The sequence below is a fragment of the Pseudomonadota bacterium genome (assembly GCA_034660915.1).
In the GTDB taxonomy this organism is placed as follows: Bacteria; Desulfobacterota; Anaeroferrophillalia; order Anaeroferrophillales; family Anaeroferrophillaceae; genus DQWO01.
Genome location: JAYEKE010000009.1, coordinates 1 through 22137 on the forward strand (window position 1 = coordinate 1; position 22137 = coordinate 22137).

The following is a 22137-nucleotide window of genomic DNA, read 5'->3' on the forward strand; positions in this document are numbered from 1 at the left end:
ATTTTGATCCACTTGTACATGGGGAAAAAGTACCACTCCGGTTTGATATGTTCCGGCGTGATCAGGGGATTGGCCTTTTCGGTCATTTCCACCGGCAGAACAATGGCCAGGATGGTGCAGAGAAAGAGGATAAAAAGGCCGATATTGATTTCGGTTAAAACATGGTCAGGAAAAAATTTATATTCTTCCTGCTCTCTGGGTGTTTGTGGTGTACTCATAAGATCAATTACCTCCTTTCTCTGTTATTCGTCGCCCCGGGAGAGTCCCCGGACGATTTCGCGCTGCATGCCGACCACATGTTCCGCCACTCCGTGCAGACGGATGACGATGATGTGGAAGATGATCAGCAGGAAAAGCAGCACCGGCAGAATTGCCGCGTGGAGGATGAAAAAACGGTTCAGGGTATGGGGGCCGATGGTTTCGCCACCGAGCATGAAGCGGGAAATAAAAGAACCGATAATCGGGGTTTTGGCGGCAATGCTGGTGCCGATGGTCATGGCCCAGTATGACTGCTGGGTATAGACCAGGGAGTAACCGGTGAAACCGAGGCCGAAGGTCAGCAGCAGCAGCAGGGCACCGCTGACCCAGCAGACTTCCCGCGGGTGCCGGTAGGCACCGGTGGCAAATACCCGGATGGCATGGAGCGAAACGGTAACCACCATGATTTCTGCTCCCCAGCGGTGCAGGGAGCGCAGCCACCAGCCATAAGGGATATCATTGGTTATATGGGCGACGCTTTCGTAAGCTTTATCAGGATGGGGAACGTAGTGGAAGGCCAGCAGCATGCCGGTGCCGATCAACAGCATGAACATCAGGGCCGGGACACCGCCCAGGCAATACCACCACAGTTTCATGTGCTGGGGCAGGATCTCGCCGATGGCCTCATCCTTGACTTTTCCCCAGTCCACCGGCAGGGATTTATCTATCCATCCGGTTTCTTTTTTGACTTCTTCCATCATTACACCTCTTTCAGGGCGACATAAATGTTACCGTCTTTATCCTTCACTTTGAACTCGTCCAGCGGGCGAGGTGGCGGTCCGGCGATGTTCTTGCCATTGGCGTCAAAATACCCGTCGTGGCAGGGGCAGTAAAACTCCTTTTTCTCCGGGTGCCACTCCACCTCACAGCCCAGGTGGGGGCAGATTTTTGAGAATGCCTTGACCTCCTGGCCGTTGTTGACCAGCAGCGCTTTTTTCCCCTGCCCGTCAATGAATTCTTTGGCGGCGCTGGCCGGCAAGTCCTTGACGTTGCCGATCAACACGTCGCTGAACTTGGCCTCTTTTTTGGCCGGTACCATGAACTTGACGCTGTAAACAGCTCCGGCACCGAGACTGCCAACCAGCCCCAGGGTCATGGCGGTGTTGGCCAGAAAGTCGCGACGACTTAAATCTTCACCGGTTTTTTCTTTTTTTTCTTCTTCCATTAACTGTTCACCTCCTTTATTTTTCGTGATGACTGTTTTTCAGCCGGATTATTTGTTTTTCTTGTTTCAGCCGGGTTGAAAAGCTGGCAACGATTATCCGGATGACCTTTCCCCTTACATGTAATATAGAACAATGGTATGTAAACAGGAGGTAAAAGGGTGTAAAGTTTTTGTAAAAAAAGCTATTGCGGGTGGTTCTTGACCTTAGAGAGGTATTTGTAGTACTTTAATTAGTGTTCATTCGGAAACGTTCATTTCCTGATGAACGCTTTCAGCGATCAGCAGTCAGCTTTCAGTAAAATATTGAAAAAACAACATATTAAGCTGAGAGCTAAAGGCTGACAGCTAACAGCCCATCCGAAAACATCAGTTTCTGGATGGAAACTAATTAGCTACTAATTTCCCGGGAAATTGATTCATGTTTTATTGTTCGAGAGCAATTATTGTTTGCGAGGTTGCTACCTTTTGCAGCAGTTGAAAAAGTTTTTTAACCGCTTGAGCTTCAAGTATTTCTGCGGGGTTGCCGGATTGTTGATTATCGGCATGTTCGGTATCTTTTTCCATTTTTATCAGGTGGAAAAGGTGTTTATCATCAGTCAGGTGGATAAACAGGCCCGCATCCTCTGTCAGCAGGTACTGTTGACCCGCAGCTGGCTTGCGGATATGGGCGGTGTTTACGTGGAGAAGAGAGCCGGGCTGGAGGCGAATCCTTATCTTGAAGATGGGGTTATCCGGGCTGGCGATACCTATAAGGAATACCTGTTGCGCAATCCGGCCATGGTGACCAGGGAGTTATCCGAATATGCCAGTCAGATGGGTCTTTACCGTTTTCGTTTGACCAGTACCCGGCTGATCAATATGGATAATGTTCCTGATGGTACCGAGCGGCTGGCTCTTGATCTTTTCCGCCGGAAATCAGTTAAAGAGTATACTGTTCAGCAGGAACTGGATGGCCGGCAGGTTTTTCGCCTCATTGCCCCCATGTATGTGGAATCTGCCTGCCTTTCATGCCACCAGTATCAGGGTTATGAAATTGGTGACCTCAGGGGCTGCATCAGCATTATTATTCCCAATTGCGAAGTTGAACGGAAGCTGGTGTCTCTCAAGTATTCATTTTTTTGGGCTGGGGCTTTCCTGGTTCTGATAGCCGTCGTAGCTCTCTTTTATCTTAACCACCTGCTGGCCATAAAACCATTGAAAAGGCTGCGCCGGAAAATGCAGCGTTTTGAAAGGGATGTTGATTATCAGGTTTCCGCTTCGAAGCGCCACGATGAAATTGGTGACCTGGAGCGCGTTTTCGCCCGCATGGCTGACAGCGTGCGTGCAAGCCGGGCGCAGATGGAAGAGAAAATAGTTCGGGCGACGGCGGAGCTGCGGACCATGAATGAGGCCTTGCAGGAAGCGAACCGTCGGCTTAAACAGGCGGATGAGCGTAAAACCGATTTCCTGGCCACCGTTTCCCACGAGTTGCGTACCCCGTTGACTACCATCCGGGGTGGGGTGGAATATCTGCTGAAAACCGTAGCTGACCGGGAACAGGTCGTTTTTTTGCGGCTCCTTGATAAAAATATCGGCAACCTGGTCTTGATGGTCAACAATCTCATCGATCTGGCCCGCATTGAGTTGAACAAGCTTGAGCTTGATATTGAGGAAGTCAACCTTAAGGAATTACTGGCTGAGGTGGTGCTTTTCTTCCAGGTGATGGCCCGGGACAAGAATATTACTATTTCTATTGATGGTTTACAGGAGAAGATTGTCCCCTTTGATTACCGGCGGATGAACCAGGTATTTCTCAATCTGTTCCACAATGCCATTAAATTTTCTCCCATTGGCGGTACTGTTTCCCTGGTAATGACATCGACTGATGATGAAGTTGCGGTTACCGTCGTCAACCAGGGGAAGATGATCTCTGAAGATGAGTTGAAGACCATTTTTACCCGTTATCAAAGCCGGGCCCGCGGTGGTTCGAGAAGAAGTGCCGGTCTCGGTCTGGCTATCACCAGGGGGTTGGTGGAGGCCCACGGCGGTCGCCTGGAAGTCAGTTCGACCGCGGTTGAAACCAGGTTTACCGTTATTTTACCTTTGAAGTTATGCGGCATGGGTGAAGATCTTGAGTTTCAGGAGTAGGTGATGGCAGAGAAAACAATTATGGTGGTCGATGATGATCCTGATATCGTGACTGTCCTTCAGGGCAATCTGGTCTTGGCCGGTTTTGCCGTTCTTGCGGCTGCCAACGGTCAGGAGACCCTTGATCTGCTTGCACGGGAATCAGTAGACCTGCTTATTCTTGATCTGACCCTGCCCGACCTTGATGGCCTGCAGTTATGTCGGAAAATCAAGGCCGCCGGTTATGAGATGCCGATTATCATGTTAACGGCCAGGGATTCGGTGGCTGATAAGGTCCTTGGATTTGAATGTGGTGCCGATGACTACCTGGTGAAACCTTTTTCTTTCCTGGAACTGGAAGCCAGGATCAATGCCAGTCTGCGAAGACAGAAAAAACAGAAAGAACAACGGCCTCTCAGCATTAATTGTGGGGTGTTGAAAATAGATTGTCCTGCTCGCCGGGTATGGCTGGCTGACCGGAGCATAAATCTGACCAAGAAGGAATTTGATTTACTTTACTTTCTGGCCCTGCATGTTGGCGAGACCCTGTCCAGGGATGATCTGAGACATGCTTTGTGGGGTAAGAAAAACCTTTATTCCTGGAGTCGGACCATTGATGTTCACATACAACATCTGCGGCAGAAAATTGAGCGGAATCCGGAATCTCCGGAACTGATTGTCACCGTAACCGGAGTTGGTTATCGGCTGGATGATGCCAATGCCTGATAATAACACCTGAGTTAAGCTATTAGCCATTAGCGGTTAGCTATTAGCTTAACTCAACTTTCTGACTTGTGTTGCCAGGGTCATATTGCCGGATGTTCGGGCTTGGCTCATAGCGGTATTGGCCGCCGAACGAATCACACGAGGTGATTCGCGGCGGACGCCTCGGAAGCCGGCCATGGACGGCCGGCGAGAATGAGCGAAAGCCATGCCGGAACATCCTTGGAGATTTATTTTAAGCTGTTTTTAGCGCAACTCAGAAAGTTGAGGCTTAATAAATTCAACATGTTTCGTTATTTACAGTTTTAACCCGGTTGGTGTTTTAAGTTGTTTAGTTAATGACTTGATTTTACCTAGCTAAATGCTAATAGCTAACAGCTAATCGCTCAGATTAGGTAACGCAATCTTGTCAGCCATTATTATTTGGAGCCGGTCATGGAAATGAACATGGAAGTAAATGACCTGATAGCCTCTTCACCATTATTTTCCGGTTTACCGGAGCCCTACCTGCAGGAACTGGTTGCGATCTGTGAGCCGCAACTGCTGCCAAAAGGCCAGTGGATTTTTTCCGAAGGTGATGAAGGGAATGGTTTTTATCTGGTGCAGAGCGGTCGGGTGAAAATATATAAATTATCACCAAACGGCAAGGAACAGATTCTCCACATTTTTGGGACGGGTGAACCATTTGGCGAAGTACCGGTATTTGCCGGCCAGAGTTTTCCTGCCCATGCTGTTTCCCTGGAGAAGAGCCGGCTGTTATTCTTTCCTCGTCAGGCATTTATTCAATTGATAGAAAAGTATCCAGCCATGGCGCTGAATATGCTGGCAGTCCTATCCCGACGTCTGCGCCAGTTTACCGTTATGATTGATTCCTTGTCCCTGAAAGAGGTTCCCGGACGGCTGGCGGCCTATCTTCTCTATCTGAGCAAACAACAGGACAATGCCAAAAAAATAGAGTTGGATATTACTAAAACCCAACTGGCCAGCCTGCTTGGTACCATCCCCGAAACTTTGTCACGTATGCTGGCCAAAATCAGCAATCAAGGTATGGTGGAGCTTAATGGTTCCCATATTGTGATTATTGACCGGCCGGCGCTTGAAGATTTAGCTTCCCTGGGTAAAATAGATATATGATTATTATTGTCTCAACTTTCTGGCTTGCGTTGCCGGGAACATATTGCCGGATGTTCGGGCTTGGCTCATAGCGGTATTGGCCGCCGAACGAATCACACGATGTGATTCGCGGCGGACGCCTCGGAAGCCGGCCATGGACGGCCGGCGAGAATGAGCGAGAGCCATGCCGGAACATCCCTGGGAATTTCTTTCCGCTGTTTTTAGAACAACTCAGAAAGTTGAGTTATTGTCAAACAAATCTTTGGTTTTATGGTATTTTTTTAAATAAAACTTGACAAAGTATATTATGATAAGTTATTTGGTCAGTTAATGTCCGAGCGGATGCTGATTTTTCTTTTGTCAGGTTTATTTTTAACTTGCCAAATTTTTTTCTTTGGTTATCTTTAAGTAAGTATCTGGAAAGGAGGTTGTTGGCTGATGTATCCAATTTTTGAGTTTCCTGTGGTTGGCGGGGGGATGATTATTGCCTTAATTGCCACATTTCACATTCTTCCCTGTCACCTGGCTACCGGTGGTTTTTGGATTACCTATTTTCTTGAACGGAAAGCCTACGCTGAGAATGATCTCGGTCTGCTGGAATTTTTGAAAAAGTTTACCCTCATGGTGCTGATATTCTGTTTTGTGACCGGATCATTGACCGGGGTCGGCATCTGGTTTGCCAGTACCATCATCAGCCCCCGGGCTATTTCCGGGCTGATTCATAACTATGTCTGGGGCTGGGCTACCGAGTGGGTTTTCTTTATTATTGAGATTGTGACCATTTATATCTATTATTATACCTTTGGTAAAATTTCTCAAAAGGCCCATTTGCGTATCGGGCTGCTTTATGCTCTGGCCGCCTGGATCAGCATGGTGATTATCACCGGTATTCTGGCTTTCATGATGACCCCGGGGAAGTGGACTGAAACCGGTGGCTTTTTTGACGGCTTCTTCAATCCCACCTATTGGCCGCAGTTATTTTTCCGGACTTCGATGATGCTTGCCATTGCCGGTGCTTACGCGGCGGTGGTCGCCAGTTTTATCGCCGATCTGAAAACCAGGAAAACCGTCATTAAAACCGCCGGTGCCTGGGGCTTGGCTGGTCTGCTGGCCGGGGGGCTGTTTGCCTTCTGGTATTATCACAAACTGCCGGCCCGCACCCTGGAGATTATTGACTCCTTCGCCTATGCCAAGACCATGTTCAATGTTTCCCTGGTGGCGGCGGCCATCGCCGGTATTTACTTTGTCATCCTGCTTTTCGGAGTGACCAGAGTAGCCAGGCCGGTGATCACCATAGGAATGATTATTATCATTTTTATCGGTATCGGCGGCGGGGAGAGCGTGCGGGAAATCGGCCGACGTCCCTACCTGATTCCCGGATATCTCTACAGCAACCAAGTGATAGCCCATGATGTAGAGGCCAAAGGGATTCGCTCCGAAGTGGATAAGTTTTCAGATAGTGGCATCCTCTCGGATTACTATTTTATCCCTGATTCCCTGCGGCAGGTGAATGAAAAAAATTACCTGCATGCCGGTGAAGTCATAACCAAGCTGGAATGTGTTATCTGCCATACCATGGAGAAGGACGGCCGCAGTTCCCTCCCGGGCCTGGTCAATAATATGGGAATGACCTCGGCAGAAGATCTTTTTTATTTCCTGGAATCCCTGGGAGATTATCCCTATATGCCTGCATTTGCCGGGACGGAGGTGGAACGCCGGGCGGCAGCGGTATTTATTTCCCAGCTCTCAGGGGATGAAACGGCGGCGGAGGTGGATCCCCAGTGGATATTGCATGGGGATGAATAAGGGCAATAATGAGCTTATTGCTGCAGATAAATTACGGGAGGAGAAATACTTATGGATATAAATAGTGCTTTGATCGGTTTAAGAGACCCCATGGGAATACCCTTTTTCCCCTGGTTGTTTCAGGGGCTGATGGTTTTAACCTTTGCCCTGCATATTCTTTTTGTAAACTTGGTAATTGGCGGAATTTGTCTGGCTGTGTACCATCACCTGAAAGGTGGTGAATACGGTAAACTGCTTTCAAAAACCATGGCCCGCTGTAGTACGGTAAACCTATCGGTTGCGATCGTCCTGGGGGTTGCTCCGCTGCTCTTCATTCAGGTGATTTATGATCCTTTCTGGTATGCGGCCAACTCTATTTCTGCCTGGTGGGCTATGGCTTTCCTGCTGGTTATAACCCTGGGTTTTCTATCCCTGTATGTGTTTTATCTGAAAAGGAGTAAAAACCCTGCCGGTTTTGGCATTTTTGGCCTTTTCTCTCTGGTCATGGTGATTTTTGCCGGGGTGATCATGAGTATGTTTGCCATGCAGCAGCTGCTACCGGAAAAATGGCTCTCCTGGTATATTGTCAATGGCTCCCTCCAGACCCTGGGCGGTGGCTTTCATGCTTTCAGTCTGGGTCGGTTTCTCCATTTTATAGTTCCGGCATTTATCAATATTGGTATCTACATGATGCTTTATGCCTGGTATTTTCGTCCCCGGCCTGATTTTGACCAGGATTATCTGGACTGGGTGGGAAAAACCGGTGCCAGGATGGCCAAAATAGCAGCTATGATTCAAGTGGTCATTGGTTTCTGGTGGCTGTTTACGGTGCCGATGAAATTCAGTTTTTACATCAACCCGATTTTTCTGCTCGGAGCCGCTCTGGGGGTTCTGGTGATGGTGCTGCTTATGATCGCGGAAAAAGATCCCGATCGTTATGCTTTGCCGCTGGGAATCCTGTCGCTGGTGGCTGTCATGGGGATGTCAACCGCCAGGGAAGTTCTGCGGATGAGCTATTTGGAACAGTTTGACTATTCTGTCTATCAATATCCCGTAAATCTGGATTTGGGCAGTACCGCCTTATTTTTAGTCACGTTTGTTATGGGCCTGGTGGTCATTGCCTATCCCATCACTATCGCTTTCAAGCTGGGGCGGGGAACCTTATCGGTTGAGGAGGGCTGAAAATCATGGAAAAATTCGGTAAAATAACTACGTTTTTAATGGTGGCCTGGTTTGTGGTTGTCGCCGGGTTAGGCCTGGTCATTTCTTTTGGTAATGGAACTTTCTTTTAACCTTTCGATGGATATCCAATCCAGGTGACAAGCACGAATATCCATTGATACCTGACTGAGGAAAGGGGATCATGATGGCAGAGAAAAAAGGTCTTGGGTGTGCTGCCCCGACCGGTTCTGTAGTGGGTGATCAAGAAAGTGGAGTGGAGGAACGTCAAACAAAAAATATGGAGGAGGTAAAGACAATGGTAACAGTGAAAATTGGCCAAAAGGCTCCTGATTTTAACGCGCCGGCTTTTATCAATGGAGATTTCACCCAGGTGAAGTTGTCCGATTATCTTGGCAAATGGGTTCTTCTTTGTTTTTATCCCGGTGATTTCACCTTTGTCTGACCGACCGAATTGACGGCGGTCGCCGCGCGATACAATGAATTTAAGGACTTGGATGTGGAAGTATTCGCAGTCAGTGTTGACAGTGTTTTTGTTCATAAAATCTGGCAGGAAGAGGAACTTTCAAAAATGGTTGATGGCGGAGTTCCTTATCCGCTGTTGTCAGATGGTGCTGGCAGTTTAGGAAAAATTTATGGTGTCTATGACGAAGCTGCCGGGGTTGATGTTCGCGGACGTTTTCTTATCGATCCGGACGGGGTAGTTCAGGCTATGGAGATTTTAACTCCGCCGGTCGGGCGCAGCGTCGATGAAACCCTGCGACAAGTTCAGGCTTTTCAGCATGTGCGGAAAACCGGTGGTTCTGAAGTATGTCCTTCGGGTTGGACCCCCGGGAAAACAGTGCTGAATCCGGGGCCGGACCTGGTGGGCAAGGTATGGAAGGTGTGGAAACCGGAATAATTCTCTTGTAATCCTTGTGGTATTAACTTAAAAATGAAAGGGAAAGAAAATGGCAAAAGTATTGGTTGTGTATTTCAGTCGGACGGGAAATACGGAAAAAATGGCTGACTTTGTGGCTGAAGGGGTTCGCTTTGCCGGGGCTGAGGTGGAATTAAAAAAAGTTGGAACCATTAAAAAGGAAGAAGATCTTGCTGGTTATGACGGTTATATTTTCGGCTGTCCGACCTATCATCGTGATATGACCCAGAACTTTAAAACCTTCCTCTTTTTGGCGGAAAAAGCCGGGTTGGCCGGCAAGGTTGCCGGTGCCTTTGGTTCCTATACTCATTCAGGCGATGCTCCAAAAGTGATTGCCGATACCATGGAGTATGTTTTGAAAATGAATCTGGTCAACCTGGGATCTTTCAATGCTCTTGAGGCAAAACTTAAGTCAGATGATCCTGAAATCATCAAAGCCTGTCAGGATTATGGCAAGGCAGTGGCTTCACTTATTTGATCCCACTTTTTTACGTGCATTATCAATAAAAAAGGGTGGCTTGTCAGCCACCCTTTTTTATTGATATCTGATTTAAATTTAGCGATAGTTTGAAAGTTTTACAATTTTCTTCTTCTCTTCTGTGGTTTCCCTATGTTCCTGGAGCAAATCAGCTAAAATTTCTTCCCGGAGATCCGGGTTTTCGGCAAGCCAGGTTTGAACCTCTGCTGCTTTGCTTTGGGATGCCTCGGCTTTTTTCTTGCTGATCACAAAATGGTCAAAGGAACATACCACTATCGTTGTAAAAATAAGTGATCCCCAACAAATGATTAGCGGTATGGCAAATATGTTTAAAGATGGAATAAAAACTGCGGGGATGGCCAGAATGCCGAAAAGTTTCCCGGCGACAAAGCATCCTGCACCAACCTTGGTGAGCGGGCTTATGTTTTTCAGGATATCCCTGAAGTCGGCATCCTCATGCTGTGATGCATGGTCCTGGTAGCCCTTGACGGGAATCATGCCTTTCATTTTCAGCCTCCTACCATTGAATCATTAATCATGTATTTTTTATATTGTAATTTATTTAACAAGTTATCAAGCAATCACCCTTTGTATATAGTATAAAAAATAATTAGTAAAAAGGTGAAAGTCAAGGAGAAAATGATTGTTCTATAAAAAAAATAACCTTTATATTAACGGGAACTTGACAAGAGGACGAGACCGTTGTTTGTTTTATTTTCCTATGTGGTGGGAATAAAAAAAGGAAGCCTGATTATCGGCTTCCTTTTGTGAGGCTGAATCGACCTTTTTTTGATAGGATAATTTAAGCTTTTACTTTATATTGCTCCTCTTCTTTATTGGGGTTGGGAGAATAATTGTACATCAGGGCATCCAAAGCGCTATAACCATGCTTCTCAATCTCTCCTCCTGCCACACTTCTACGCCTGGCGATATAATGGTCTACTGAGCAAAGTATGATGGAAGTAAAAACCAGTGTTCCCCAGATAATGGTGCAGGGGATAGCATAGGCATTCAGGGTGGGGACAAATATCCCGGCAACGGCTACAAGCATAAAAACTTTGCCGGTTATCAGACATAACGCTCCCAGCTTGGTCAGGAAACTGATGCTCTGGATGATTTCCATAGAGGAAGTTTTTTTCCCCGGCAGGTAATTTCCATATGCTGGTAAAGAATATTGGGAAGACATAATAACTTCTCCGGTCAAAATTTGTATGTGATTTTAGGTGCAATCCCACCACTTAATACATTCATTCTACTACCCGCATTTCTACTATAACTGATAATCGGCATTTGTCAAGAAAAATATAGTTATCTTTTAATCGGAAATTTTTTCATCCTGGCTGACTGTTTCCTGGATATAATATTCCCGGGTGAATTCTCTCTGACTGATTTCGCCGCCCAGCAGCTGCTCCATGTGTTTGGTTAAATCCAGACATTTGCCACCTTCCGCTCCGGATACTTGAACCTGAACGTTGCCATGTTGGTCTATTTCAACCTGAATCTCTTCCATATATATTCTCCATTGTAATAGGCAAAGCATTTATTGCCGTTTATGTTCAGGATGCTTTGCGCATGGTCATCTTTATTTTTCCACCCTCTGTTTTTTCTTCGGCCAGGATAAAACCCTGTTGAGCCAGGGTGTCGCTGACAACATTATAGGCATAGCGCTGACTGAGTTCGTTGACAAAATCTCCCTGGTCAATATCCCCGATGGAGTCCCAATCGGCAACGACATCATATGATTTGCCGTTAAACTGAAAGCCAATATCATAGCCACTTTTTGTAGGAATGATTATATCTGCTTTAGCTTTTTTCCAAAGCCAGCCCTTGGCTTTCAGCTTCCCTTCTTCATATGCGAGGTCCATATCGCTGATGGCTTTTTTCAAAAAAAGTAATTCAGTTATTTTGGTCTCAACCTTGGTGAAATGCGACATATTTATCCTCCTTCCACTCCTGTTGCAAAAATTGGCATGGCTTATATGTTAAAATCTTTAATTTATTCGCTATTTGCTTTTCTGGTTCTGGAGACAGCCCACTGGCGCAAACCTTCAATCCGTTCCTTCATAAAACGAGAAATAGGGATAATCTCTTTGACGCTGGCGATAATATCTTCTTCAGTAAATTCCCGCTGGTTGTCATCAAAGGCGGTGAACATGGCATCAAAAATGATTTGTTCTATCTCGGCGCCACTGTACTTGTCGGTAGCGGCAGACAACTTTTGCAAGTCAAACTGACGAATTACCGGGCGCACTTTTTCCAGGTGTACTTTGAAAATTGCTTCACGTTCACTTGCCGATGGCAGATCAACAAAAAATATTTCATCAAAGCGGCCTTTTCGCATTAATTCCGGGGGCAGCAGGGTGATATCATTTCCGGTAGCAATGATAAATACCGGTTTTGACTTTTCCTGCATCCAGGTAAGAAATGTCCCGAGAATACGGGCTGAAGTACCGCTGTCTCCGGCTGAACCGCTGGAGCCGGCAAAGGCTTTTTCCAGTTCATCAATCCAGAGAATACAGGGAGAAATAGTTTCGGCCAGACGGATGGCATTACGTAAATTTTCTTCTGATTCTCCCAATAAGCTGCCAAATACCTTGCCCAGATCCATGCGCAATAATGGCAGCTTCCAGAGCCCGGCTGTTGCTTTGGCTGCTAGACTTTTGCCGGTTCCCTGGATGCCGATAATCAGAATGCCTTTGGGTGAAGGCAGTCCATAGTCTGTGGCTTTGCGGGTGAATACCTTGCTGCGCTTGCGCAGCCAATTCTTCAGGCTGTCAAGGCCACCAATATCATTGAGAGCTTCGCGTACAGGGAAAAATTCCAGTATTTCACCTTTTTGAATGATGTTTCGTTTTTCCTCTAGGACAATTTCAATAGCCCGTTCATCAATGACATTATGAGTAATAATGACCTGGGCAAACATGGTTTTGATGCTTTCCAGTGACATCCCCAGGGTTGACTCTACCAGTTTTTCCTTCAGTTGTGGGGTTGGCGGTCGGTGCTGGGAGGTAGTCGCGATGATGGATTCAAGCTGCTTCTCAATTTCTTCATAGGTTGGCAGGGGTAGTTCCAGTTGCAGGACATCCTCACGTAATTCCATCGGCAGGGATGCCATAGGGGTGACAATGATAATGCATTTCTTAGTGAATTGCAATTCATAGTTCAGGTTGCGAATAGCCCGGATAACAATGCTTTCACGATAATGGTAATGAAAATCACGGAGGATGAAAATTGTGCCGACCTTTGATTTCTCTATTTCTCGTAAGCATAACAACGGATCCGGCCGTTCCAATTTTTTCAGCTGGGAAATGTTTCCCTGAATAGCCTTGAAACCATTAGCCAGATCCCACTGAATAATGTTTTTATCTTTGAATAATGAAGATTCTGCCAGCATGGTAATTAATCGGGTTTCTTCATAGGTGACCACATTGATCAATGAATGGTTGCTGCGCATGATAACATTGAGATGCTCTAGAAAGTTCATGATATCCTCTTATCAGCCACAAAGTGTGTAGGACATATTTTGCTGTTGTTCAGCCAGATTTTTATTCCCAGTCCGTTCCAGGATGGCCTCTTCAGAATTCTGATTCAGCCCCCAGGCATTTATTTCTCCATTTTCCCCAATTTGAATATGGATTGTGTCAAGATTACAATTATCCTCTGCTCGATTTTCAGAGTATTTTTCTTTGTTCGTTTTATCCGCGGGCATACTTTGTTACTCCTAAGTTAAGCAATTAGCAGTTAGTTTTTAGCATTTAGCTGAGCAAAATCAAGATATTACGTTAATAATGCACAGTGCTAAGCAGGTAACTGAATGTATAGAGCTCAACTTTCTGACTTGTGTTGCCAGGGACATATTACCGGATGTTCGGGCTTGGCTCATAGCGGTATTGGCCGCCGAACGAATCACACGACGTGATTCGCGGCGGACGCCTCGGAAGCCGGCCATAGACGGCCGGCGAGATTGAGCGAGAGCCATGCCGGAACATCCCTGTAAATTTCTTTCCACTGTTTTTAGAGCAACTCAGAAAGTTGAGTATATAGTGTATAATCCCTTTAATCATTAAACTAATAGCTAACGGCTAAAAGCTTATCGCTCAATTTTGTCACTCCAATCGGATCGATTTTTTGCTTTTCCAGATGGCCATATTACGTCGTAAATCTTTTACCGTAATCAGGAGGTCTTTGTTGATGCTGACATCAAACGTGATTTCCAAACGTTTTTCTCCGCTCTTTCCGGGTGGGTCGAGAGCAATGATTTCAGGCTTGGCCTCATTAACGAAAAATTTTTGTTCTTCAGAGATGTTTTCTTCTACCTGTAATGATCCCTTTTCAGTCAATACGATTTCCCGGTCGTCGGTTGATTCAGGAATATCCATGCGGAAAATACACAGTTCCAGTTCCTGTTGACCATCATAAAATCCGTTAGCAATTAAGGTCGTAACTCCGTTTTGGGTGGGATAAGCTGTACCTTTGGGAATAATAACATCAAATTTATAACCTTCCCCCCTTGCTGTCCGGCTGCGGAGAGCATAGTTAGCCTTGATGGTATTGCCACTGTCCTGATGCTGAAGGTATGCCAAGCCACCGAGTGCCAGGGCATTATGGGCTTTGTTGTAAAGCAGTTTATCGCCGAAAAAATCCTTAAGAATATTGCGGTAATAGGGAACCTGGAGGCTTGAGCCGGCACAGAGAACGTACCGTACGCTTTCATAGGTAACCCCGATGCCTGATGCCAGATCAATGAGATCGGTAAGAATATTTTTCAGTTCCTGTCCATAGCCTTTACGGTTGAGCAGTTCATGAAGTTGAGTGCGACTGTAACGCAACTGCCGGCCGTTGGTCTCTTCTTCAAATGTCTGATTATTGATCAGCTGATGGACGATCTCTGCTGCCTTGCGGACGGTAATTTTGTAGTCAATCAGTTCATCCCTGAGACTTTTATGGATATCAATACTACCGTAATTTTTACTCAGTCCCCCAAGCAACACGCTTCTTAGCCTTGGTTCATGATTGCTTTCCTCGACTTTGAGGATGTAGAGATCAAGGCACATGGGGCCAAAATTGATATACAAGAAATTGGTTCCCAGCTCATGTCCGAGCTCGTAGGCCAGCAGGGAACAAACACCGCCATCGACAATTTTAAAGTTAACCAGGCCGATGCGGAAACAGAATCTTTCTATCCAATGGGCAAAAATCTCAAACCCCTTCGGAGGCACCGGGAAAACATACATGGAGATATTTTCAGCGCCATAGATTTCCTCAATCCGGTGAATAATGCTGATCGTCAGAATTTCAGCTGCCTGGAAGTTGGATATTTCCTGATCGCCTATAATCCGCGGCAGATACTGATTTTTAGCTATGTACTGCTTCATGTAAAGGAACGTATGGGGCGAAAAGAACTTTTTATGGGTGCGTACTTCCTGGCCGTAAAGAATTCGGTCGTCAAAACAGATCATTGCCGGTATTGGATAGATGGTTTCTTTAGTCTGCAAGCTATCAAGAGTGATAGGAAGTGAAATATCTTTCAGGTTGATGGCTTCTATTTGGTTAGTGCTTTCATCCAGAGCATAAGCCAGGATGAAGGCATTTCCAAAGAATAAAGAGATCAGTTTAGCCATGGACTTTCTTTACTTTAAAAACCTGAAGGTCACGATAACGGCTTGACTCAATAAATACGGCCAAGTCACGTGAGGAGGAAAAAATCCATTGCTTTATGCTCAAGGCAATGGCCCGCAGTTCATTAACCTCTTCTCGGCCACGCAGAATTTCCAGCAACTGATCCAGATAGGGAAGGAGAGCGGTGTCGGTGCTGGCACGTTCCGATTGTAAAATCCTGAGGATAATTGACCAGATGGTTTCACTGAAAAAACCACTGTATTTCCTGGTTTTATTGACTACTATCGCAAAACAACTAACCCCGTCAACGGTAATTTTGTCCAGATAAGTACAGAATAATAACAGGACATATAATTCTTCCGGGGATATCTCCTGATGTTCAAAAGGAGATTCCATGATCAGTTGTTTCAACCCTGCCGCTTGTCCTGCGAATATGTCTTCTAGTTCCTTCCTTTTAACTGGCGGCTTACTGGTCAGTAGGTGATTGTTTAAAGTAAAAAGAAGTTGCTGGGCAACCAGGGGATGTAGATTCAGATAATTGCACATGGCCGGGATGAAATCATCATCGCCTTTTCCCAGTTCCAGGCGTTCTTTGATGGTCAACGGTTTGTAGGATTCACGCAGCTGTAAAAGAGTGAAAAGAGTTGGGAAGTCTTTTATAGTGAAATGATCTTGCAACCCATGGAGCAATTGATAAGAAAATCCCCAGTCGGGGTGCTGTAAATGGGGCAGCAAGGCATTTTTTATCGCCGGTATGTCGGCATATTTGGCCAGGAAGAGACAGAATGCCTTATGATGTTCCGTTTTTAGCAGTGTGGTTAGTTCCTTGAACTGGGGTAGCAGTAGGTGCCCATGCCCCATAGTTGTCAGGGCTGCGAAAATTTCAGGAGCAAGATATGAATCTCCAATCAGGGGGAGAACCTTTTCAACCAGTTTTTCAGGGACATCTGGCCAATGCTTTTGGGCAATGGTACCCAATAGCTTCTTTTTTTCTTTTGCCGGGGCTTTAATGAGATAATCAATCAGAGTTGTTAATGACTGTATCTGACCGGTGCATGCCAATGAATGGAGGGCGACTTCCCTGACTTTTTTATTATACGAAGAACTTAATTTTTTCAGGCAATCAATGGCTTGCTGGTCCTGGTAATTTCCCAGAAGCCTGGCTGCTTCTATTTTTCTGCTGCCAAAAAAAGAACGGCTGGCTGAAAGCAGGGGGGGCAAGGCAATAATTGATCCCAGCTTTTCCAAAGCAGCAGTGACGAACGGATGAAGATTTTGATCGTTCAACAGCGCTGTTATTTGGGGGATTGCCGCAGAAAGTTTAAGCTTGGCGCAAGTCTCCAGGGTTATTTCCAGGTGTTCATGGTTTTTCAGATTGGCCAGCACCATGGATTCAACCTGTTTTAAAACGGCTGGTTCCAAAGTTGGTTGCAGAAAGACAAGCAATTGAGGATTTTTTTTAATCAACTGGAGGTTGTCAGCAGTGAGCGCTTTATTGAATTCAACCTGAGGGAATTCTTGCTGTAGTTGTTTGAATGCCAGCGTTTGGTTTTCCGGCGATTTGATGGAGCAAAAAAGTTCCAGCAACTCATCAGGTTCGAAAAGCTTAAGGCTCAGGACCACCGTGCTACCCCAATAAAGCCCTTCTTCAAAAAGGAGGAGAAAGTAGTCAAAAAAGGTATGAGACTGGTTTCCTCTAATTATCTTTTCCTTTAGAGACAATAAAGGGGCAGTATCCTTGGGTTTGTTGGCAATATCGAGTTTATCCAGAAGCTGAAAGATGTTTTCCATCCCTCCAAGTAGATATACTGCCAGGATAATAAGATGCAGATTGAGATCGTTTTCACTTTGCAGTGTATTGATTATCTGTTTACAAAGTTTGGCAATGCTCCGATGATAAGGAGAAGATTTGCCGAAGTTTCTGACCTTGACACGAGTCTGATAAAAAATATCCAGGACCTGCCAGCGTAACTCCCAGTTATCAATCAATAGATCATCGATAATTTCAGAGGTAGGGATATTGATGGGTTGTTTAGCCATACGCCTATTTAACATGATTTAAAAGTGTTTTGCCATAATATCTAATCCCCTTAACTTTTGACGTCAATGTAATATACAGTGTACAAAAACCTCATTATCCGGATTTCGTACCAACACCAATCTTGACTTATGCTTCGCGATATGTTACGAACTCAAATCTTTCTAGCACAAAGTATTTTTACAGTAAGCCCCGGGTGCAAGATACGGGGTGTTTTTGTGTGGGGTTTTCCCTGCACTCAGGTGTTATTTTTTATCTAAAAAAGGCGATGTATGGCTAAAGTTAAAATTCAGGTCAGGGATGTCAGCAAGATTTTCGGCGCCAATCCAAAGCGAGCCTTGGAAATGCTCAAGGATGGTGTCGATAAGACTGAAATCCTTGAGAAAACCGGTCTGGCGGTCGGTATGGTCGGTGCTACCTTTGATGTCTACGAAGGCGAAATCCTGGTTATTATGGGGCTCAGCGGCAGCGGCAAATCAACCCTGATTCGTTGCCTCAACCTGCTCAATAAACCGACCACTGGTACGATTGCCATTGATGGCGATGAACTGACCACTGCCAGTCACCAGCAGTTGCTGCAGATTCGACAGCATAAATTCGGTATGGTGTTTCAGCATTTTGCTCTCTTCCCGCACCGGAAAGTTATCGAAAATGCTGAATACGGACTTGAACTCCAGGGTGTTGACCCGGCTGCGCGAAAAGAGAAAGCCCGTGAAGCACTTCAGTTGGTTGGACTTGAAGGCTGGGAGGATTACTACCCCCACCAGTTGAGCGGTGGCATGCAGCAGCGGGTCGGCCTGGCCCGGGCGCTGGCAGTGGATCCTGATATTCTGCTGATGGACGAAGCCTTTTCCGCTCTCGACCCACTCATCCGTCGGGATATGCAGCATGAGCTCATTTCCCTGCAGGCCCGAGTTAAGAAAACCATTGTTTTTATTACCCATGATCTTGATGAAGCGTTGAAAATCGGCGACCGGATCATCCTCATGAAGGACGGCAAAATCGTCCAGATCGGCACTCCCGAAGATGTTCTGGAAAATCCGGCTAACCGCTATGTTGAAAAATTTGTCGAAGATGTCGATAAAGCCAAAATCCTCACCGTTCAGTCAATCATGAGTCGGGCCAAGGTTGTGGCATTTCCCGCCGACGGTCCCCGCACCGCCCTCCACAAAATGCAGGATGAAGGCATCAGCTCTATTTTTGTGGTTGACCGGGATTATAGCTTCCGCGGGCAGCTGACTGCCGACAAAGCCTCGGAAGCGATCAAAAGTCATCAGAAACCGATTGATCATTTTTATGAGCGAAATCTACAGGCGGTCAAGGCCGATGCTCCGGTAAATAGTCTGTTTGCCATTATGGCTGAAACCCACCGGCCGGTGCCCGTAGTTGACGAAGAGAACAAGTTGCTGGGCATTGTAACCCGGGTGGATCTGCTCACCTGTCTGGCCGAAGGAGGAACTGACTGATGGATTTTACCATTCCCGCTTTACCCCTGGAAAACTTTATTGATACATCTATTGATTTTTTGACCAATAACTTTGCTTTTTTAACCAAAGCGGTTGCTGATGTTCTTGAATCCGGTATCGATCTGTTGCAGGCCGGCCTGGATTTCCTGCCGCCCTGGCTGATTATAATCGGTCTGGCTTTAATAGCCTGGAAACTGGCTGATCGCAAAGTGGCGATTATCACCGTGGTTGGGTTTTTGCTGATCTGGAACCTGCGCCTCTGGGATGCCACGATTGACACCCTGATCCTGGTTATTATTTCAACGGCAGTGGCGGTTGCTATTGGCCTTCCGCTTGGCATCTGGGCTGCCCTTTCTCCACGGTTCAACCGGGTAATTATGCCCCTGCTCGATCTCATGCAGACCATGCCGGCTTTTGTCTACTTGATTCCGGCGATCCCCTTTTTTGGCTTAGGCCCGGTTTCGGCAATCTTTTCAACCGTGATCTTTGCCATGCCGCCGGCCATTCGCTTGACCTGTTTCGGCATTCAGCAGGTCCCGGCCGACCTGGTTGAAGCAGCCGACGCTTTTGGTTCCAGCCGTTCACAAAAGCTGTTCAAACTGCAGCTGCCGCTGGCCACGCCGACAATCATGACCGGGGTCAACCAGACTATCATGCTGTCATTGTCAATGGTCGTTATTGCCGCCATGATTGGGGCTAAAGGCCTTGGTGGTGAAGTGTGGAAGGCTATCCAGCGCTTGCAGCCCGGCAAGGGATTCGTGGCCGGGATCGGGGTTGTTATTGTCGCCATGGTCCTCGATCGGATCAGCCAGAAGGTTGGCAAGCAAAAATATACCACTAATGGTGGCTGATGATAAATTGTATTACACGAAAGAAAGACTCCCGGGGACATTGCTTTAGCATGCCCCAGAGGCCGAAAAAATAAGAAAGTCGAGGAAATTTAATAACACCTAAGCTGAGCTATTAGCGGTTAGCCATTAGCAATTAGCTTTTAAAAATCAGGGCCTTACGTTGATTAGTAACAACACCCGACGGGTGAAGGTGGGTGATATTAAACATCTTGTAATTATTGAGCTAATAGCTAACTGCTAAAAGCTAATCGCTTAATTTAGGTAACAATAACTCAATAAGAAGGAGGAAAAAAGATGCAAATTAAGAAATTACTGGTAATTTTTGTGGTCCTGGCAGCCATCACCATGACAATCGGAATTAATCCGGTCCTGGCTGGTAAAGGCAAGGTTGAATTAGCTTACGTTGAGTGGGACTGCGCTACTGCCTCAACCCATGTAATGAAGGCCGTGCTTGAAAATCTCGGCTATGATGTTGAAGTTATTCCTGTAGCTGCCGCTGCCATGTGGCAGTCGATTGCCGTCGGTGATGCTGATGGCATGACCGCCGCGTGGCTGCCCACCACCCATGGGCAATATATGAAACGGTTCAAGGACAAGGTGGTTGATCTGGGTCCCAACCTGCACGGTACCCGCATCGGCCTGGTGGTTCCCGATTACGTCAGTATTGACACTATTGATGATTTACGGGCCAATGCCGCCAAGTTTGATAATAAAATTATCGGTATCGATCCCGGGGCCGGTCTGATGATAAAAACTGAAGTAGTAATGAAAAAATATGGTCTTGGCAAAATGGATCTGCTGGAGGGCAGCGGTGCTACCATGGCGGCCGCTCTGGGGGATGCCATCAAGAACAACGAGTGGATAGTGGTAACCGGCTGGACGCCGCACTGGAAGTTTGCCCGCTGGGATCTCAAATATCTTGACGACCCCAAGAAGGTTTATGGTGGTGAGGAGTTCATCGGTACGATCGTCCGTCAGGGCTTGGAAAAAGATATGCCCGAGGTTTACGCAGTCCTTGGTAATTTCAACTGGTCACCAAAAGATATCGCCGAAGTAATGATTATGAACCGCAAGGATGGCGCTGACCCGGTGGAAACCGCCCGTCAGTGGGTCAAGGATAATCCGGAAAAAGTAAAAAAATGGCTGCCGTAATCCAGCAATTCAGACAATATTAAGCAGCGGGAATTGGGAGCGGAACAGTTTTCTGCTCCCAATTCTCCGAAGTAATAACGGAGGGCAAGAGTGAAGTGATAAGTTACGATCATTTGACCAAAATCTATGGAGAAGGCCAGGACGCGGTAACCGCTTTGGAGGATGTCACTTTTGATATTGAAAAAGGCGAGACCGTAATTTTTCTCGGACCTTCCGGATGTGGTAAAACCACTACCCTCAGGTTGACCAATCGGCTCGAATCGATTACCCGGGGGACAATCACTGTAAATGATCAAAACATCATGGATCTGGACAAGGTGCAGCTGCGGCGCCAGATGGGTTATGTTATCCAGGATATCGGCCTGTTTCCCAATAAAACCATTGCCGATAATGTTGCCGTGGTCCCCAAACTCCTGGGTTGGCAAACTAAAAAAATAGAGGCCCGGGTGGATGAGTTGTTAAGCATGGTTCGTCTGGATCCGGATATTTTTCGTTCCCGCTATCCGGCTGAACTGTCAGGGGGACAGCAACAGCGGGTGGGGGTGGCGCGCGGACTGGCTGCTGATCCGGAGATTTTGCTGATGGACGAGCCGTTCGGCGCTATCGATCCTATCAACCGGGAGCAGATTCAAGACGAATTTCTCAAGCTGCAGGAGCGACTGCAAAAAACCATCGCTTTTGTTTCCCATGACATCCATGAAGCCATCAAGATGGGTGATAAGATCGCTCTCTTTACCGATGGTGCTCTGGTGCAATATGACACCCCTGAAGTTTTACTTACCCAGCCCAAAAACAAATATGTGGCTGATTTTGTCGGTGCTGACCGGGCGCTTAAAGTTCTGGGTATTATTCTGGCAAAAGACGTTTGCAATCATCAGCCGCGAAACCTTGTCCAGGGCGGCGATTCCACCGAGCAGGTGTTGAAACTGTTAGATGCCAAGGGTTTTCGTCACGCCATTGTCCTTGAAAACGGCAAGCCCCTCGGTTTTGTAACCCCTAAAGGACTTAAATACGAACAGGGCTCTGTCCGTGATTTCGTGGAAAAATATCCTTTGCAGATCAGCAGGCGGACAACGGCTCGTGATATTCTGTCATCCATGCTCATGCTGGATGTCATTACCTTATGTGTTGTCGATGATAACGGTGATTTTATCGGCGCCGTAGCTTATAATGATATCCATAAAAAGATGAAAGATGTGTTTACCAGTGACGTGGAAAAAGACTGAGGAGGACACGATATGGGAGTATTACAGTTCATTCTCGACAATTCCACCCAGGTTCTTTT

25 protein-coding genes are annotated in these 22137 nt (G+C 46.5%); 11 read left to right on the forward strand and 14 right to left on the reverse strand.

Features of this window, described 5'->3' with window-relative positions:
- From U9P07_00355 to U9P07_00365, 3 genes are all read right to left on the reverse strand, one after another.
- On the reverse strand, nucleotides 1-218 hold a 218-nt coding region (locus U9P07_00355), incomplete at its 3' end, for a hypothetical protein (protein ID MEA2107860.1).
- Nucleotides 219-242: 24 nt separating this feature from the next.
- Nucleotides 243-959 carry a cytochrome b N-terminal domain-containing protein gene (locus U9P07_00360; GenBank protein MEA2107861.1) on the reverse strand — a complete coding sequence of 239 codons (717 nt, stop codon included), beginning with the start codon at nucleotides 957-959 and terminating at the stop codon, nucleotides 243-245.
- A complete protein-coding gene (locus U9P07_00365) occupies nucleotides 959-1423 on the reverse strand; it encodes a Rieske (2Fe-2S) protein (protein MEA2107862.1) in 465 nt (154 codons plus the stop codon). The genes U9P07_00360 and U9P07_00365 overlap by 1 nt, the downstream gene beginning before the upstream one ends.
- A gap of 465 nt (nucleotides 1424-1888) precedes the next feature.
- Here U9P07_00365 and U9P07_00370 point away from each other — a divergent pair, with 465 nt between their 5' ends.
- Nucleotides 1889-3550 carry a DUF3365 domain-containing protein gene (locus tag U9P07_00370; GenBank protein ID MEA2107863.1) on the forward strand — a complete coding sequence of 554 codons (1662 nt, stop codon included), beginning with the start codon at nucleotides 1889-1891 and terminating at the stop codon, nucleotides 3548-3550.
- 3 nt (nucleotides 3551-3553) lie between these two features.
- A complete protein-coding gene (locus tag U9P07_00375; protein MEA2107864.1) occupies nucleotides 3554-4255 on the forward strand; it encodes a response regulator transcription factor in 702 nt (233 codons plus the stop codon).
- A 48-nt stretch (nucleotides 4256-4303) separates the two neighbouring features.
- Here U9P07_00375 and U9P07_00380 read toward each other — a convergent pair whose 3' ends face one another.
- A complete protein-coding gene (locus U9P07_00380) occupies nucleotides 4304-4462 on the reverse strand; it encodes a hypothetical protein (GenBank protein MEA2107865.1) in 159 nt (52 codons plus the stop codon).
- A 225-nt stretch (nucleotides 4463-4687) separates the two neighbouring features.
- Here U9P07_00380 and U9P07_00385 point away from each other — a divergent pair, with 225 nt between their 5' ends.
- Nucleotides 4688-5386, forward strand: coding sequence for a Crp/Fnr family transcriptional regulator (locus tag U9P07_00385; protein MEA2107866.1), 699 nt, complete (start codon nucleotides 4688-4690; stop codon nucleotides 5384-5386).
- Between the two features lie 3 nt (nucleotides 5387-5389).
- Here U9P07_00385 and U9P07_00390 read toward each other — a convergent pair whose 3' ends face one another.
- On the reverse strand, nucleotides 5390-5551 hold the full coding sequence (locus U9P07_00390; GenBank protein MEA2107867.1) for a hypothetical protein: 162 nt from the start codon (nucleotides 5549-5551) through the stop codon (nucleotides 5390-5392).
- Between the two features lie 252 nt (nucleotides 5552-5803).
- On the opposite strand from U9P07_00390, the gene U9P07_00395 reads away from it, so the two are divergent.
- The 4 genes from U9P07_00395 to U9P07_00410 all read left to right on the forward strand — a co-directional run bounded on the left by U9P07_00395 (nucleotide 5804) and on the right by U9P07_00410 (nucleotide 9726).
- Entirely contained in the window at nucleotides 5804-7171 is a 1368-nt protein-coding gene (locus U9P07_00395) for a cytochrome ubiquinol oxidase subunit I (protein ID MEA2107868.1), read from the forward strand.
- Between the two features lie 51 nt (nucleotides 7172-7222).
- A complete protein-coding gene (locus U9P07_00400; GenBank protein MEA2107869.1) occupies nucleotides 7223-8332 on the forward strand; it encodes a hypothetical protein in 1110 nt (369 codons plus the stop codon).
- 184 nt (nucleotides 8333-8516) lie between these two features.
- Nucleotides 8517-9230 carry a thioredoxin-dependent peroxiredoxin gene (prxU, locus tag U9P07_00405; protein MEA2107870.1) on the forward strand — a complete coding sequence of 238 codons (714 nt, stop codon included), beginning with the start codon at nucleotides 8517-8519 and terminating at the stop codon, nucleotides 9228-9230.
- Between the two features lie 49 nt (nucleotides 9231-9279).
- Complete coding sequence (locus U9P07_00410) at nucleotides 9280-9726, forward strand: flavodoxin domain-containing protein (GenBank protein ID MEA2107871.1); 447 nt, start codon at nucleotides 9280-9282, stop codon at nucleotides 9724-9726.
- A gap of 78 nt (nucleotides 9727-9804) precedes the next feature.
- Here the strand turns inward: U9P07_00410 and U9P07_00415 are convergent, their stop codons facing one another.
- The 9 genes from U9P07_00415 to U9P07_00455 form a co-directional block, all read right to left on the reverse strand.
- Nucleotides 9805-10233: a hypothetical protein gene (locus U9P07_00415; GenBank protein ID MEA2107872.1), complete on the reverse strand. Its 429-nt coding sequence runs from the start codon at nucleotides 10231-10233 to the stop codon at nucleotides 9805-9807.
- A gap of 295 nt (nucleotides 10234-10528) precedes the next feature.
- Entirely contained in the window at nucleotides 10529-10912 is a 384-nt protein-coding gene (locus U9P07_00420) for a hypothetical protein (GenBank protein MEA2107873.1), read from the reverse strand.
- A 129-nt stretch (nucleotides 10913-11041) separates the two neighbouring features.
- A complete protein-coding gene (locus U9P07_00425) occupies nucleotides 11042-11236 on the reverse strand; it encodes a DUF2997 domain-containing protein (protein MEA2107874.1) in 195 nt (64 codons plus the stop codon).
- A gap of 46 nt (nucleotides 11237-11282) precedes the next feature.
- On the reverse strand, nucleotides 11283-11660 hold the full coding sequence (locus U9P07_00430) for a DUF1257 domain-containing protein (protein ID MEA2107875.1): 378 nt from the start codon (nucleotides 11658-11660) through the stop codon (nucleotides 11283-11285).
- A 62-nt stretch (nucleotides 11661-11722) separates the two neighbouring features.
- Nucleotides 11723-13210, reverse strand: a complete 1488-nt coding sequence (locus U9P07_00435; protein ID MEA2107876.1) for an AAA family ATPase — start codon at nucleotides 13208-13210, stop codon at nucleotides 11723-11725.
- Nucleotides 13211-13222: 12 nt separating this feature from the next.
- Nucleotides 13223-13435, reverse strand: a complete 213-nt coding sequence (locus tag U9P07_00440) for a hypothetical protein (protein MEA2107877.1) — start codon at nucleotides 13433-13435, stop codon at nucleotides 13223-13225.
- Between the two features lie 60 nt (nucleotides 13436-13495).
- Nucleotides 13496-13705, reverse strand: coding sequence for a hypothetical protein (locus U9P07_00445; GenBank protein ID MEA2107878.1), 210 nt, complete (start codon nucleotides 13703-13705; stop codon nucleotides 13496-13498).
- Nucleotides 13706-13832: 127 nt separating this feature from the next.
- Nucleotides 13833-15347: a hypothetical protein gene (locus tag U9P07_00450; GenBank protein MEA2107879.1), complete on the reverse strand. Its 1515-nt coding sequence runs from the start codon at nucleotides 15345-15347 to the stop codon at nucleotides 13833-13835.
- The gene (locus U9P07_00455; GenBank protein MEA2107880.1) at nucleotides 15340-17385 is read right to left on the reverse strand and encodes a HEAT repeat domain-containing protein; all 2046 of its coding nucleotides are present in this window, start codon (nucleotides 17383-17385) and stop codon (nucleotides 15340-15342) included. Before U9P07_00455 ends, U9P07_00450 begins: the two co-directional genes overlap by 8 nt.
- 270 nt (nucleotides 17386-17655) lie before the next feature.
- On the opposite strand from U9P07_00455, the gene U9P07_00460 reads away from it, so the two are divergent.
- From U9P07_00460 to U9P07_00475, 4 genes are all read left to right on the forward strand, one after another.
- On the forward strand, nucleotides 17656-18849 hold the full coding sequence (locus U9P07_00460) for a glycine betaine/L-proline ABC transporter ATP-binding protein (GenBank protein MEA2107881.1): 1194 nt from the start codon (nucleotides 17656-17658) through the stop codon (nucleotides 18847-18849).
- Entirely contained in the window at nucleotides 18849-19700 is an 852-nt protein-coding gene (locus tag U9P07_00465; protein ID MEA2107882.1) for a proline/glycine betaine ABC transporter permease, read from the forward strand. The genes U9P07_00460 and U9P07_00465 overlap by 1 nt, the downstream gene beginning before the upstream one ends.
- 294 nt (nucleotides 19701-19994) lie before the next feature.
- The gene (locus U9P07_00470; GenBank protein MEA2107883.1) at nucleotides 19995-20852 is read left to right on the forward strand and encodes a glycine betaine ABC transporter substrate-binding protein; all 858 of its coding nucleotides are present in this window, start codon (nucleotides 19995-19997) and stop codon (nucleotides 20850-20852) included.
- 95 nt (nucleotides 20853-20947) lie between these two features.
- Nucleotides 20948-22078, forward strand: coding sequence for an ATP-binding cassette domain-containing protein (locus tag U9P07_00475; protein ID MEA2107884.1), 1131 nt, complete (start codon nucleotides 20948-20950; stop codon nucleotides 22076-22078).
- The last annotated feature ends 59 nt before the right edge of the window (nucleotides 22079-22137 follow it).